Source organism: Quadrisphaera sp. GCM10027208 (assembly GCF_042658805.1).
Classification (GTDB): domain Bacteria; phylum Actinomycetota; class Actinomycetes; order Actinomycetales; family SCSIO-59966; genus SCSIO-59966.
Map to the genome: position 1 here is coordinate 121006 of NZ_JBHSRC010000001.1, position 14220 is coordinate 135225.

Sequence of the window (14220 nt, forward strand, 5' to 3'; positions counted from 1 at the left end):
GGCGGGTGGACGTCGTCGAGGTGGGTTCCCCGCCGTCGCTGCTGCCGCTGTACGCCCGCGCCGTCCTGCCTCGGCGTGGTGGTGGCGGTGGCGCGGTGCCGGACCGCGCCCTGCGGCTCACCGGCCTGCGCCCCGAGGCCGACCACGTCGCGGCCTACGCGCGGCTGGTCGACGACGTCCTGACCGGCGACCTGCCGCTGACCTACCCGCACCTGCTCGGCTTCCCGCTGCAGATGCAGCTGATGGCCGCCGGGGACTTCCCGTTCCCCGCGGTCGGACTCGTGCACGTCGCCAACGTCATCGAGCAGCGCCGGCCGCTGCCGGTGGGCGCCCCGCTCGACGTCACGGTGCGCGCCACCGGGCCGCACCCGCACCCCAGGGGCCGCACCGTCGACCTGCTCACCGAGGTGGCCCTGGACGGCGAACCGGCGTGGACGTCGACGAGCACCTACCTGCGCCGCGGCGGCGGCGACCCCGGCGCGGCCGGGCCGCGGCTGGACGTCGACGAGCAGCTGGCGACCACGGCGGTCCGCCGGCTCGGCGGCGACCTCGGCCGCCGCTACGCCGCGGTCTCCGGCGACGTCAACCCGATCCACCTGCACCCGCTGTCAGCGCGGCTGCTCGGCTTCCCCCGGGCGATCGCCCACGGGATGTGGACGGCGGCCGCGCTGGCCGCGCTGGTGGCCAACCGGCTGCCGGACGCCGTCCGGTACACCGCCGTGTTCCGGGCGCCGGTGCTGCTGCCCGGCACCGTCGAGATCGGCGTGCGGACCGGGGAGACCACCGACGCGGTGATGCGCTCGCCGTCGGGCCGCACCCACGTGCTCGGCCGGTTCACCACCGCCTGACCCACTCACCCTTGTTCTCGCCACCTGCTGAGCCACTCGCGACGCCCCTCGAGGTATGGGTCGATCGCGGTCAGCCGCAGTGTGAGCGTGGACGGCACCGGGACTCCGCGGGCCCAGACGACAATCGAGAGGGAGCGCCCCGCTCCGAGGGCCGACACGGACAACGTCGTGGGCAGGGTCCGCCACTCGCCTGCCCCGTGAGCGACCTCTGCCGAGCCCTCCCAGACGATCCGCTCCTCGCCACCAACGACCACGAGACGCCGCTGATCGCGCCGCTGCGACGTTGGCCCACCATCCCCGTCGGCGGACGGAGGATCTCCGTCGTCCAGCGTGACGGTCAGACGAGGACTCGGGGCCGCCCTCTCTCCTACCGGCAGCTTTGCCGGTGTGGTGCCGGGGAACTCGGCGACACAGATCCACGAGCGTGCTACGACGTCCTCTGTCACTCCCCCGTCAGGGGTGCGGACGCGTCGAACTGCACGCTGGACCCGGCCGTCCCACAGGATCCGGGCCGGTGCGCCGAGGAAGGCGGCTTCCACGACGTTGGGCCACCTTGCGGCCAGCCTGTCGGTCCCGGACGAGCCGACGACCGGACCGGGCATCTCGTGCACGAGAGGGCTCCTCCCTGCCGAGGCGTAGCTGTGTGATGACGGTCGTGCCTACCACACACGTGGCCGGTCCGGGCCGGCCAGCGGGCCGAGCACGGGGCGGGCGCGGCGCAGGTAGTGCCGGCCGGTCGGACTGGTCCACGCGAACACGCCCGGGGCGGGCTGCTGGAGGAGCCACCCGCCGTGCGTCTTCGCGTTGTGCCACCGCTGGCAGGGTGAACCGAGGTTGGCATCCGCCGTGGGTCCGCCCGCGGCGTGGTCGACGGTGTGGTCGAGCTGGGTCCCGTGGGCCGCGTGGTGGCACGCCGGGCCGATGCAGACGGCGTCACGGGTCCGCACGTGCCGGGCCAGGGCAGCCCCGGGGCGGTAGCCCGGCGACGGCGCGGGAGGTGCCTCCAGCGGGTCGGCGAGCAGCCGGGTCAGCCTGGCCGCGGTCGTGCGCCCACCGTCACGAGGACCATCACCGGCTCCACCGCCGCCTCCGCGTCCACCACCACGTCCGTGCCGGCCGGCGCCACGTCCGCGGCGTCCTCCGCCGCAGTCCCCGCGTCGTCCACCGGGCCCTCCGCGTCCCCCGCCACCGGGGTCTGGCCCACGGGGCCGCGGCCCTCCGCTCCCCCAACCGTCGCCGTCCTCGTCGCCGCCGGGGCCGGGCGGATGCACCCGGGTGCCGACGGAACGCAGCGTGCCGGTGACCGGGTCGACGACAAGCCGCCGCCACCGCGCGCGGCCGGCGACCCACCGGACGTGCTGGGCGTCGACCGGCCCGGCGCCGGGCAGGTACGCGGCCCGGTCGGCGCCGCGCAGCGTGTCCAGGTCGACCACGACCTGCACCTCGGCCAGCGTCGCCAGCCGGTCCGGAGTGGGCACCAGGGCGGCGTCGGCCGGGTCGACGAGGCCGGTGAGCAGCCCGACCAGGGCGTCGGCGCGCAGCTGCCCCAGGCTGCGGTCCTCCGCGGTGCCGTCGCCCCGGACGCCGCGGGCGCGCGCAGCGAGCGCGACACCGTTGACCGCGTGCCAGGCGGCGTATGCGTCGAGCGTGGGCAGGTCGGCCACCATCCGGGTGCAGCCGGGCAACGGCGACGGCCGCAGGACGACGTCCCGCTTGGCCCTGCCGCTGGCCGCGGCGCGCTCGGCGAACCCCGGGTCGGCGGCCACCGCCGTGGCGGTCAGCACCTCCCGCAGCTGGCCGGTGGTCCGCCCCGCCGCCTGCGTCACCGCGGCCTGCTCCACCGCCCGCACCACCGCGTGCGGCTGCCCCGCGGTCACCTCCAGCAGCACCCGGACCTGCGGTGGGGTGACCCGGCCCTCGGCGAGTGCGTCGAAGGCAGCCGGCATCTCCCCGTCGAGCCGACGGGCATCGTTGACCAGCCGCGAGGCCGTCGCGGGCGCCATCCCGAGCGCCGGTGCCAGCTCGTCGGCGGCGCGCCGCCCGGCTGGCACGCGCCCCTTCCCGCGCCGGGCAGGCGTGGGCAGCGCGCGGTCCAGGTCCGCGACCGCGGCGTACCGGCCGGCGGTGACGTAGGACGACAGCCGGTCCCACGCGCAGGTGAGCTCGACGAGCTCCCGGGCGGACAGGTCGTCGCGCGCCGACACGGCCAGGACCCCGGCCAGCAGCTCGGGCCCGGTCTCGTGGGCGAGCGCGTCGGCGACCAGCTGACGCAGCCGGGCGGCGGGCGGCGTGCCCTCGCCGTCCGCGACCGTCAGCTGCTGCCTGTCCATGCCGTCACGCTAACGGCGACCACCGACAGTCCCCGGTCGAGAACCGCTGCAGCGCAGTCCTACTGCAGCACGGGCTTGCGGGCTCCGGGCTCGACGGCGTCCGGACGACGCAGGTACAGCGGCTCGGGCCCCAGCAGCTCGCCGGGGCCACCGGCGAGCACCCGGACGGCGATCGCGGCGACCGCGCCGGGCCCCGGATCGGCCGGCGCCCCCGCCGGACCGGGCAGGACGTCGGGGTAGAGCGCGGCGCCGCGGCCGACGACCGGCACGGGTGGGCCGCCGTCGCCGGGGTCGCGGTCGACCTCCCGCGCCGGGCCGACGTGCGGTCCGGCCACCCGGCGGGCGACGCCGTCGCCGACGGCGTACCGGGCCCAGTACACCTCCCGGCGCCGCGCGTCGGTGGCGACGACGAACCCGTCGGCGAGGCCGTCGGGGTCCGCGGCGAGCGCCTCCTCCGCGAGCGCGTCCAGGCTGCAGACGCCGTGCACCGGCACGTCGAGCACGAGCCCGAGAGTGCGCGCGGTGACGAGACCCACCCGCAGCCCGGTGAACGGGCCGGGCCCGACACCGACCGCGACACCGGTCAGCTGCGACCGGTCGACCCCGGCCCGCGCCAGCACGTCGGTCACCATCGGGGCGAGCAGCTCGGCGTGCCGGCGGGGGTCGTGCTCGCAGGCGGCGGCGAGCACGGACCGACCGTCGTGCACGGCGGCGCCGACGGCGGCGGAGGTGTCGATCCCCAGCAGGAGCACGCGGCGAGGTTAGTCCAGGTCTGCGCCGGGCAGCCGGACGCCGGGCAGCTGGACAACGGGCAGCCGGACGCCGGCCCACCGGTCCCCGACGCCGGTGACCCGGACGGTGCGCGCGGCGGCGTCCCCCTCGGCGTCCGGGTCGTCCCCGGCGTCCGGGTCGTCCCCGCGAGGCCGCTCGAGCCGCACCTCCAGGCGGTCGGTGGCCAGACCCTCGACGAGCCCGGCCCCCCACTCCACGACGGTCACCGACTCGGCGACCGACGCGTCGAGGTCGAGGTCGTCGACCTCGGCGATGTCACCCAGCCGGTAGGCGTCGACGTGCACGAGCGGCGGCCCGCCGACCGTGGACGGGTGCACCCGCGCGATCACGAACGTCGGCGAGGTGACCGGTCCACGGACGCCGAGGCCCTCCCCGATCCCCTGGGTCAGGGTGGTCTTGCCGGCCCCGAGGTCCCCGGTGAGGACGACGAGGTCACCGGCGCGCAGCAGCCGGGCGAGCCGCCGGCCGTACTCGCGCATGGCCTCCGCCGTCGGGACGACGACCGTGTCGCTCACGCCGTCTCCCGCCCCGGGTGCACCCCGGCCCGCCGGGCCCGCTCGACCAGGGCGACGAGGTGCGGGGTGACGACGTCGGGGTGCTCGAGCATGACGAGGTGGCCGCCGTCCCGGACGACGACGTGCTCGGCGTGCGGGACGAGCCGGACGATGTCCTCGCTGTGGGCGGCCGGGGTGAGCAGGTCGGAGTCGCCGACGAGGACGAGCGTCTCGATCCCGTCGAGCGCCGCCAGCGCCTCCCGCTTGTCGTGCGCGCTGAACTCCGGGAAGAAGTCGCTGACCACCTCGATCCGGGTGGAGGCGATCATGTCGGCAGTGAACCGGACCAGCTCCTCGTCGACGTCCGAGGCGTAGCTGAACCGGCGGACGAGCACCTCCTCGAGGTCCGAGCCGATCCGGCGTCCGCGCTCCACCAGGCCCGGACGGCGGGCCAGCAGCGACAGCGCCGGGGGGCCGACCCGGTGCAGGGCCAGACCGAGGCGGTCCAGGCCGAAGTCGACGGTGGACATGCCGCCCGAACTGGTCGACACGAGCGCGGCGCCGGCGACCCGGCGGGCGAACTCCTCGCCGTAGTGGGCGGCGTAGGACATCACCGTCATCCCGCCCATCGAGTGGCCGACGAGGACGAGAGGGCCGTCCGGGGCGGTCTCGGCGACGACCCGGGCGAGGTCGCGGCCGACCTGGTCGACGGTGGCGGACCCCTTCGGTCCGCGCTGGGAGCGACCGTGGCCGCGCTGGTCCCAGAACACCATCCGGTAGCGCCCGCGCATGGCCTGCCGCTGGTAGTGCCAGGAGTCCAGGCTGAGGGAGTACCCGTGGCTGAACACGACGGTGAGCCCGTCCGGGTCCGGCTCGGCGGGCTCGTCGACCTCGGCGTGCAGCACCGTGCCGTCGTCGGCGGTGACCGGCCGCGGCGGCGCGTGCAGGGCGCCCAGCGCCTCCCGCTCGGTGACGTCGCCGGAGCCCGCGTCGTCGCCGGCGGGGAGCAGCGGGCGGCCCACGGCCAGCCGCTCCGCGGCGGTACCGAGAACGGCGCCGACACCGGCGGCGGCCAGGCCGACCCCGAGGGACAGCAGCCCGGTGCGACGGCTCACGTGACCTCCTGCCCCACCCAGCGCCGCGGCAGCCGGGCGCTCATCCGGGTGACGATCTCGTAGCTGATGGTGCCGGCGGCGTCCGCCCAGTCCTGCGCGGTGGGCTCCCCGGCGCTACCCGGACCGAGCAGGACGACGGGGTCGCCGGCGACCGCTGGGCTGTCAGGTCCCAGGTCGACGACCACCTGGTCCATGCACACCCGGCCGGCCACCCGGGTGCGGGCGCCACCGACGAGCAGCGGGCCGCGGTTGGAGGCGTGCCGGGGGACGCCGTCGGCGTACCCGAGCGGGACCAGGCCGAGCCGGGTCGCCTGCGGCGTCGTGTACTCGTGGCCGTAGGAGACGCCGTGGCCGGCCGGGACGTCCTTGACCAGGGCGAGGGTGGTGCGCACCGTCATCGCCGGCACCAGGCCGTAGTCGGCCGGCCCGCCGAGGTCCGGGACCGGCGACAGCCCGTACACGGCCAGGCCGGGGCGGACGAGGTCGTAGTGCACCTGGGGGCTGGTCAGGACCGCGGCGGAGTTCGCCAGGTGCCGGACCTCCAGGTCGGCGCCCCGGCCGGTGGCGACGGCGACGGCGTCCTCGAAGACCTCGGCCTGGCGGCGCACCGTGGGGTGGTGCGGGGCGTCGGCGAAGGCCAGGTGGCTCCACACCCCGACCAGCCGGACGGCGCCGTCCCGCTCGGCGCGAAGCGTCGCGTCGACGAGGTCCGGCCACTGCGCCGGCGGGCACCCGTTGCGACCGAGCCCGGTGTCGACCTTGAGGTGCACCCGTGCGACGCTCCCCACGGCGGCGGCCGCGGCCACGACCCGGTCCAGCGCCCACGGCGCGGACACCGACACGTCGACGTCGGCGGCCACCAGCGGGGCGAGGTCGGCGTCCGGGGTGTACAGCCAGCACAGCACCCGGCCACCGACTCCGGCGGCGCGCAGCGCGAGGGCCTCACCGACCTGCGCGACGCCGAGCCAGGTGGCCCCGCCGGCCAGGGCCGCGCGGGCCGCGGGGACGAGCCCGTGCCCGTAGGCGTCCGCCTTGACGACGGCCATCACCTGGGCGCCGGCGGCGTGCTCGCGCAGCGCGGCGACGTTGCCCCGTACGGCCGCCAGGTCGACGACGACCTCGCCGGCGTGGCCGGCGCCGGACACGACCGGTTCGGACACGACCGGTTCGGACACGACTGGTTCGGACATGACGCTGCCAGTCTCCCAGCCGGGGTCAGCCCGCGCGCAGCAGGCGCGCCACCGCGGCCGGGACCGCGTCGAGGACCTGCCCGGCGGCCAGCGGTCCCCCGCCGGAGGCGGCGTGCGCCGCGGCCGCGTGCACGACCACGGCGAGCGACCCGGCGTCCACCGGGTCGAGCCCGGCGGCCAGCAGGACGCCCGCCAGCCCGGCGAGCACGTCCCCGGCCCCGGCGGTCGCCAGCCACGCCGGGCCGGCCGGCTGGGAGCGGACGGGCCCCTCGGGCGGGACGACGAGGGTCACCGACCCCTTGAGCAGCACGGTGGCGCCGGTCCGCCGAGCGGCCCGGCGGGCGGCGTCCACGGGGGCGGCGAGCACGTCGGCCCGGGTGCACCCGCCGTCCTCGAGCCGGGAGAGCAGCCGGGCCAGCTCCCCGGCGTGCGGGGTGAGCAGGGTCGGCGCCCGGCGGCCGCCGGGTGGCAGCAGGTCCAGGGCGCCGGCGTCGACGAGGCACGGCAGGTCGCTGCCGAGCGCCGCCTGCACCGCCGGCCGCTGGACGGGGTCGTCGGGGTCGACGCCGGGCCCGAGCACCCAGGCCTGGACCCGGCCGCCGCCGGGGACCACCTCCGGCCAGCGGGCGCGCACCAGGTCGGTCGGCTCCGCGGGGCCGACGTAGCGCACCATCCCGGCGCCGGCCCGGACGGCCGCCCCGGTGCACAGCACCGCGGCGCCGGTGTACCGGGCGCCGCCGGCGACGACGCCGAGGACGCCGCGGGAGTACTTGTCGTCCTGCGGGCCGGGCACCGGCCAGCGCCCGGCGACGTCGTCGGCCTCCAGCCGCTCGACGTCGGCGGGGCCGAGCACCGCGGGGTCCAGACCGATGTCGACGACCTCGACCCGGCCGGCGGCCGCGGCGGCGGGCGGCAGCAGCAGGCACGGCTTGGCGGCGCCGAAGGTGACGGTGAGGTCGGCGTGCACGTGCGCCGACGGGACGTGACCGGTGCCGGGGTCCACCCCGCTCGGCAGGTCGACGGCGACGACGGCCGCGGTCGGCGGGACGGCGGCGACGAGCGCGTCGGCGGACGGGCGCAGGCCGGCCGTGGCGCCGAGACCGACGAGCCCGTCGAGGACGACGTCCGCGCGGGCGAGCACGGCCGTGGCCTCGTCGAGAGCCACGGTCCGCCCGCCGGCGGCGCGCAGCGCGGCGAGCCTCTCGGCGTGCACCCGCCCGGCGGCGGGGACGGCGTCCACGCGGGCACCGCGCCGGGCGAGCCGGGCGCCGGCCCACAGGGCGTCGCCGCCGTTGTTGCCGGCCCCGACGAGAAGCACGACGCGGCGGCCGGCGACCCCACCGGTGCGGTCGCGCAGCAGGGCCGCGGTGCGGGTGGCCAGGGCCGCGGCGGCGCGCTGCATGAGGGCGCCCTCGGGGGCGAGCGCGAGCGCCGCCGCCTCGGCGCGGCGGACGGCGTCCACCGACCAGGCGCGGATCACGACGCGCCCCCCGGCCGGCCGGCGCCGGAAGCCCCCGGCACCCGGGAGCCCTCGGCGACGACCATCGCCGAGGCGATGCCGGCGTCGTGGCTCAGCGACACGTGGAAGGTCTCGACGCCGAGGTCGGCGGCGCGGGCCGCGACGGTGCCGGTGACCTCCAGGTGGGGCCGTCCGTCGTCCGCGCGGTGGACGGTGCAGTCGTGCCAGGCGAGCCCGACCGGGGCGCCCAGGGCCTTGGCGACGGCCTCCTTGGCGGCGAAGCGGGCGGCGAGCGAGGCGGGCGGCAGGTCACGCTCGGCCGCGGTGAACAGTCGCTCGGCCAGCCCGGGGGTGCGCTCGAGCTGAGCGGCGAACCGAGCGACGTCGACGACGTCCACCCCCACCCCCACGATCACCCCCACCACCCCCTCTCGGTGATCATGCAGTCCCGCCACCCTGCCCCGCGGGTAGCCGTCACCCTCACTCGACCGTGACGGACTTGGCGAGGTTGCGGGGCTGGTCGACGTCCAGGCCCTTGGCGGTGGCGAGCTCGCAGGCGAACACCTGCAGCGGCACGGTGGTGACGAGCGGGGCGAGCAGGGTCGGGGTCTGCGGCACCCGGATGATCTCGTCGGCGTACGGGACGACGTCGTCGTCGCCCTCCTCGGCGATGACGAGGGTCCGGGCGCCGCGGGCCCGGATCTCCTGGATGTTGGAGACCACCTTGCCGTGCAGGGAGTCCCGCCCGCGCGGTGAGGGCACGACGACGAACACCGGCTGACCGGGCTCGATGAGGGCGATCGGCCCGTGCTTGAGCTCACCGGCGGCGAAGCCCTCGGCGTGGATGTAGGCGAGCTCCTTGAGCTTGAGCGCGCCCTCCATCGCCACCGGGTACCCGACGTGCCGGCCGAGGAAAAGCACCGAACGGGTGTCGACCATCCACCGGGCGATCTGGCGGACGTGCTCGACGCCGTCGAGGACCTTCTGGATCGCCTCGGGCATCTGCTGCAGCTGGCCGAGGATCTCCCGCACCTCGTCGCGGAACTTGTTGCCGCGCAGTTGGGCGAGGTACAGCCCGAGCAGGTAGGTGGCGGTGATCTGGGCGAGGAACGCCTTGGTCGAGGCGACGGCGACCTCCGGGCCGGCGTGGGTGTACAGGACGCCGTCGGACTCCCGCGGGATGGTGGAGCCGTGGGTGTTGCAGATGGCGATCACCCGGGCACCCTGCTCGCGGGCGTGCCGTACCGCCATGATCGTGTCCATCGTCTCGCCGGACTGGGAGACCGCGACGACGAGGGTCTTGGCGTTCACCACCGGGTCGCGGTAGCGGAACTCGTGCGCGAGCTCGACCTCGACGGGGATCCGGCACCAGTGCTCGATGGCGTACTTGGCCACCTGGCCGGCGTAGGCGGCGGTGCCGCACGCGACGACGACGATCTTGTCGATGCTGCGCAGCACGGCCTCGTCGATGTGCAGCTCGTCGAGGACCAGGTCGCCGTTCTCGTCGGTGCGGCCGAGCAGGGTGTCGGCCACGGCGCGGGGCTGCTCGTGGATCTCCTTGGCCATGAACGACGGGTAGCCGCCCTTCTCGGCGGCGGCGGCGTCCCAGTCGACGTGGTAGCGCCTGCCCTGGGCCGGTGACCCGTCGAACCCCGTGATCTCCACGGCGTCGGCGGTGATGGTGACGACCTGGTCCTGGCCGAGCTCGACCGCCTCGCGGGTGTGGGCGATGAACGCCGCGACGTCCGAGCCGAGGTAGTTGGCGTCCTGGCCCAGACCGACGACGAGCGGGGAGTTGCGCCGGGCACCCACGACGGTGCCGGGGACGTCGGCGTGGACGGCGAGCAGGGTGAAGGCCCCCTCGAGCCGGCGGCAGACCGTCCGCATCGCCTCGGTGAGGTCACCGGTGTCGTCGTAGGCACGGGCGAGCAGGTGGGCCGCGACCTCGGTGTCGGTCTCGCTGCGGAAGGTGACGCCGGCCTCGAGCAGCTCGGCCTTGAGCCGGGCGAAGTTCTCGATGATGCCGTTGTGGATCAGCGCGACCCGGTCGTCGCCACCGCCGAGGTGCGGGTGGGCGTTCTCGTCGGTCGGTGCACCGTGCGTGGCCCACCGGGTGTGCCCGATCCCGGTGGCGCTGACCGGCAGCGGCTCGGCGTCCAGGGCCTCGACGAGGTTGGCCAGCTTGCCGGCCCGCTTGGTCGCCGCCACCCCGCCGTCGGCCAGGACGGCGACCCCGGCCGAGTCGTAGCCGCGGTACTCCAGCCGGCGCAGGCCGTCGAGGACCACGTCCACCGCCTGACGCGTCGAGGCGTCCCTGCCCGCGTAGCCCACGATGCCGCACATGGACGGCAGCCTAACGATCCCGGCAGCGGGCGGCCGCCCACCCGAGCGGCCGTGACCGGCACAATGCGGTACGTGTCGATGGCCGCGCACCCGAGCACCAACGGCGGCGCCTCGCCGTACGTGCACCTCGACCGGCACACGTGGAGCCGGTTGGCGCGCTCGACGCCGCTGCCGCTGACCGACGCGGACGTCGAGCGGCTGAGAGGGCTCGGTGAGCGCGTCGACCTGCGGGAGGTCGAGGAGGTGTACCTGCCGCTGTCCCGGCTGCTCAACCTGTACGTCGACGCCGTCGACCACCTGCACGCCGCCAGCACGACGTTCCTCGGCGAGACGCCGGCCCGCACGCCCTTCGTCATCGGGATCGCCGGGTCCGTGGCCGTGGGCAAGTCCACGACGGCCCGGCTGCTGCGTGAGCTGCTGGCCCGCTGGCCGCAGACCCCGCGGGTCGAGCTCGTCACCACCGACGGGTTCCTCTACCCCAACGCCGAGCTCGAGCGGCGGCACCTCATGCACCGCAAGGGGTTCCCGGAGTCCTACGACCGGCGGGCCCTGCTGCGCTTCGTCACCGCGATCAAGTCCGGGGCCGAGGAGGTCCGCGCCCCGGTCTACTCCCACCTCACCTACGACATCGTGCCCGGCGCCGAGGTCGTCGTCCGGCGCCCGGACGTGCTGATCGTCGAGGGGCTCAACGTCCTGCAGCCCGCCCGCCCGCGCGCCGACGGCCGACAGGGCCTGGCAGTGAGCGACTTCTTCGACTTCTCCATCTACGTCGACGCCCGCACCGACGACGTCCGCCAGTGGTACGTCCAGCGCTTCCTCGAGCTGCGCCGGACGGCGTTCACCCGCCCCGGGTCCTACTTCCGCCGGTACGCCGACCTGACCGACGAGCAGGCGACCGCCCGCGCCGAGCAGATCTGGCGGGACATCAACGAGCGCAACCTCGTGGAGAACGTGCTGCCGACCCGTGGCCGGGCGACGCTCGTCCTGGGCAAGGGCCCGGACCACTCGGTGCAACGGGTCCGGCTGCGCAAGCTGTGAGGGCCCTCAGGCGAGGGCGAGCCGCTGCCGGACGACGCCGGCGAGCCGGTCGGCGACCTGCTGGGCCTGCTCGACGTCCGCGGCCTCGACCATGACCCGCACGACCGGCTCGGTGCCGGACGGTCGCAGCAGCACCCGGCCGGTCTCGCCGAGGGCGGCCTCGGCGGCCTGGACGGCGCTGGTCAGCTCCGGGTCCTCGTGGGCGCGACGCTTGTCCACGTTCGTGACGTTGACGAGCACCTGCGGCAGCCGCCGGACGACGCCGGCGAGCTCGGCGAGCGGGCGACCGGTCTCGGCCATCCGGGACAGCAGCTGCAGCCCGGTCAGGATGCCGTCGCCGGTGGTCTGGTGGGCGAGCATGAGCACGTGCCCGGACTGCTCGCCGCCCAGGCAGTAGCCGTGCCGGTGCATCTCCTCGAGCACGTAGCGGTCCCCGACGGCGGTCTGCACGGTCCGGATCCCGGCCTGCTCCATCGCCAGGCGCAGCCCGAGGTTGCTCATCACCGTCGTGACGAGGGTGTCGCCGGCCAGCTCGCCGCGCTCGGCGAGGGCAACCGCCAGCACGCCCATCACCTGGTCGCCGTCGACGACGCGGCCGTCGGCGTCCACGGCCAGGCACCGGTCGGCGTCCCCGTCGACGGCGATCCCGGCGTCCGCGCCGTGCTCCCGGACGGCGGCCTGCAGCCGGTCGAGGTGGGTGGACCCGTAGCCGTCGTTGATGTTGAGGCCGTCGGGCTCGGCGCCGATCACGGTCACCTGCGCACCGGCCGCGCGCAGCGCGGCGGGGCCGACCTGGTAGGCGGCGCCGTGCGCGCAGTCCATCACCACCCGCAGGCCGTCCAGGCGGTGGCGCAGGGTCCCCACGAGGTGCTCGACGTACCGGGCGGCCCCGGCGCCGTCGGGCCGGATCCGCCCGACCCGGGCACCCGTGGGCCGCTGCCAGTCCTCCCGCAACCGCTTCTCGATCTGGTCCTCGACGTCGTCCGGCAGCTTGTGCCCACCGCGGGCGAAGAACTTGATCCCGTTGTCCGGCATCGGGTTGTGCGACGCCGACAGGACGACGCCGAGGTCGGCGCCGGTCGCCGCGACGAGGTAGGCCACACCGGGGGTCGGCAGCACCCCGACGTCCTCGACGTCCACCCCGGCACTGGCCAGACCGGCGACGACGGCGGCGGACAGGAACTCCCCGGAGGCGCGCGGGTCGCGGCCGACGACGGCCCGCGGCCGGTGGCCCGCGAAGGCCCCGGCGTCGCCCAGCACGTGGGCGGCGGCGACGGACAGGTCCAGGGCGAGCTCGGCGGTGACGTCGACGTTCGCGAGACCGCGGACGCCGTCCGTGCCGAAGAGTCGGGGCACAGGTCCTCCTGGGTCGTGGACGCCGCGACGGCCCCGGGAGCGTACTCCCGGGGCCGTCGGGACGTCGCCGGCCGCGCCCTGGGCGGGCGCCCCGGACGTCAGCGCTTGCTGTACTGCGGGGCCTTGCGGGCCTTCTTCAGACCCGCCTTCTTGCGCTCCTTGACCCGGGCGTCGCGGGACAGGAAGCCGGCCTTCTTCAGCGCCGGCCGGTTCGCCTCGGCGTCGATCTCGTTGAGCGCGCGGGCGATGCCCAGGCGCAGCGCGCCGGCCTGCCCCGAGGTGCCGCCCCCGTCGATCCGGGCGATGACGTCGAAGCGGCCCTCGAGCTCGGTGACCCGGAACGGCTCGTTGACGAGCTGCTGGTGCACCTTGTTGGGGAAGTAGGACTCCAGGTCCCGGCCGTTGACGGACCAGCGGCCGCTGCCCGGCACCAGGCGGACGCGGGCCACGGCCTCCTTGCGCCGCCCGGTCGCGCCGCCGGGCGCGGTGATGCTCGTGCCGGCCCCGGGGGTCCCGGGGGTGGTCGTCGAGTAGCTGCTCGGGGCGTCCTCGACGTCCTCGGTCACGTCGGTCGCGGTGGGCTCGGCCACGGTTCTCCTCGGGTGGGGCTGGTCTCAGTCGGTGGGGCGGGCGCGGGCTACTGCGCGACCTGGGTGATCTCGAACGGCTGCGGCTTCTGGGCGCCGTGCGGGTGCTCCGGGCCGGCGTAGACCTTGAGCTTGCGCATCATCTGGCGGCCGAGGCTGTTCTTGGGAAGCATCCCGCGGACGGCCTTCTCCACGGCGCGCTCGGGGAACCTCTCCAGCAGGTCGCCGTAGGCCATGGCGCGCAGGCCGCCCGGGTAGCCGGAGTGCCGGTAGGCCTTCTTCTGCTCGCGCTTGGCGCCGGAGAGGGCCACCTTGCCGGCGTTGACGATGATGACGAAGTCGCCGGTGTCCACGTGCGGGGCGAAGACCGGCTTGTGCTTGCCGCGCAGCAGCTGGGCGGTGTGGCTGGCCAGCCGGCCGAGGACGACGTCGGTCGCGTCGATGACGTGCCACTGACGCTCGACGTCGCCGGGCTTGGGGGTGTACGTGCGCACGGTGGTCAGCCTTCGTTCCGTCTCGTTGGTGGTGCTCGTTGGTGAGCGTGTGCTCGGTGGTGTGCGTGCGTGTCGCCGACCGCCTGAGGCGGCAGGACGAGGCGCCCTGTCACGCCAGTGGTGTCGGGACGGCGCCCCGGCCCACGCGGCCAGAGCGCACGACGACTCGTCAGG

General features: G+C 76.0%; 13 protein-coding genes. 2 read left to right on the forward strand and 11 right to left on the reverse strand.

Annotated features, from left to right (window positions below; all coding sequences use genetic code 11):
• Nucleotides 1-5: 5 nt before the first annotated feature.
• Nucleotides 6-848 carry a MaoC family dehydratase gene (locus ACFP6A_RS00595; RefSeq protein WP_379600771.1) on the forward strand — a complete coding sequence of 281 codons (843 nt, stop codon included), beginning with the start codon at nt 6-8 and terminating at the stop codon, nt 846-848.
• 659 nt (nt 849-1507) lie between these two features.
• Here the strand turns inward: ACFP6A_RS00595 and ACFP6A_RS00600 are convergent.
• From ACFP6A_RS00600 to glmS, 8 genes are all read right to left on the reverse strand, one after another.
• On the reverse strand, nt 1508-3178 hold the full coding sequence (locus tag ACFP6A_RS00600) for a DUF222 domain-containing protein (RefSeq protein WP_379600773.1): 1671 nt from the start codon (nt 3176-3178) through the stop codon (nt 1508-1510).
• Between the two features lie 59 nt (nt 3179-3237).
• A complete protein-coding gene (gene tsaB / locus ACFP6A_RS00605) occupies nt 3238-3930 on the reverse strand; it encodes a tRNA (adenosine(37)-N6)-threonylcarbamoyltransferase complex dimerization subunit type 1 TsaB (RefSeq protein ID WP_379600775.1) in 693 nt (230 codons plus the stop codon).
• A gap of 9 nt (nt 3931-3939) precedes the next feature.
• Nucleotides 3940-4449, reverse strand: coding sequence for a tRNA (adenosine(37)-N6)-threonylcarbamoyltransferase complex ATPase subunit type 1 TsaE (gene tsaE / locus ACFP6A_RS00610; protein ID WP_379601425.1), 510 nt, complete (start codon nt 4447-4449; stop codon nt 3940-3942).
• Between the two features lie 32 nt (nt 4450-4481).
• Nucleotides 4482-5579: an alpha/beta fold hydrolase gene (locus tag ACFP6A_RS00615; protein WP_379600777.1), complete on the reverse strand. Its 1098-nt coding sequence runs from the start codon at nt 5577-5579 to the stop codon at nt 4482-4484.
• Nucleotides 5576-6769 (reverse strand): alanine racemase, encoded by a 1194-nt coding sequence (gene alr / locus ACFP6A_RS00620; protein WP_379600779.1) that lies wholly within the window; start codon nt 6767-6769, stop codon nt 5576-5578. The genes ACFP6A_RS00615 and alr overlap by 4 nt, the downstream gene beginning before the upstream one ends.
• A 25-nt stretch (nt 6770-6794) precedes the next feature.
• A complete protein-coding gene (locus ACFP6A_RS00625) occupies nt 6795-8249 on the reverse strand; it encodes an NAD(P)H-hydrate epimerase (protein WP_379600781.1) in 1455 nt (484 codons plus the stop codon).
• Nucleotides 8246-8644 carry a holo-ACP synthase gene (locus ACFP6A_RS00630; protein WP_379600782.1) on the reverse strand — a complete coding sequence of 133 codons (399 nt, stop codon included), beginning with the start codon at nt 8642-8644 and terminating at the stop codon, nt 8246-8248. The genes ACFP6A_RS00625 and ACFP6A_RS00630 overlap by 4 nt, the downstream gene beginning before the upstream one ends.
• Before the next feature lie 64 nt (nt 8645-8708).
• On the reverse strand, nt 8709-10571 hold the full coding sequence (glmS, locus tag ACFP6A_RS00635) for a glutamine--fructose-6-phosphate transaminase (isomerizing) (protein WP_379600784.1): 1863 nt from the start codon (nt 10569-10571) through the stop codon (nt 8709-8711).
• Nucleotides 10572-10634: 63 nt separating this feature from the next.
• Here glmS and coaA point away from each other — a divergent pair, with 63 nt between their 5' ends.
• Nucleotides 10635-11609, forward strand: coding sequence for a type I pantothenate kinase (gene coaA, locus ACFP6A_RS00640; protein WP_379601427.1), 975 nt, complete (start codon nt 10635-10637; stop codon nt 11607-11609).
• Between the two features lie 6 nt (nt 11610-11615).
• Here the strand turns inward: coaA and glmM are convergent, their stop codons facing one another.
• From glmM to rplM, 3 genes are all read right to left on the reverse strand, one after another.
• Nucleotides 11616-12965, reverse strand: a complete 1350-nt coding sequence (gene glmM / locus ACFP6A_RS00645; protein ID WP_379600786.1) for a phosphoglucosamine mutase — start codon at nt 12963-12965, stop codon at nt 11616-11618.
• 98 nt (nt 12966-13063) lie between these two features.
• Nucleotides 13064-13555: a 30S ribosomal protein S9 gene (rpsI, locus tag ACFP6A_RS00650; RefSeq protein WP_379600788.1), complete on the reverse strand. Its 492-nt coding sequence runs from the start codon at nt 13553-13555 to the stop codon at nt 13064-13066.
• A 47-nt stretch (nt 13556-13602) separates the two neighbouring features.
• Nucleotides 13603-14046: a 50S ribosomal protein L13 gene (gene rplM / locus ACFP6A_RS00655; protein ID WP_379600790.1), complete on the reverse strand. Its 444-nt coding sequence runs from the start codon at nt 14044-14046 to the stop codon at nt 13603-13605.
• Nucleotides 14047-14220: the final 174 nt, after the last annotated feature.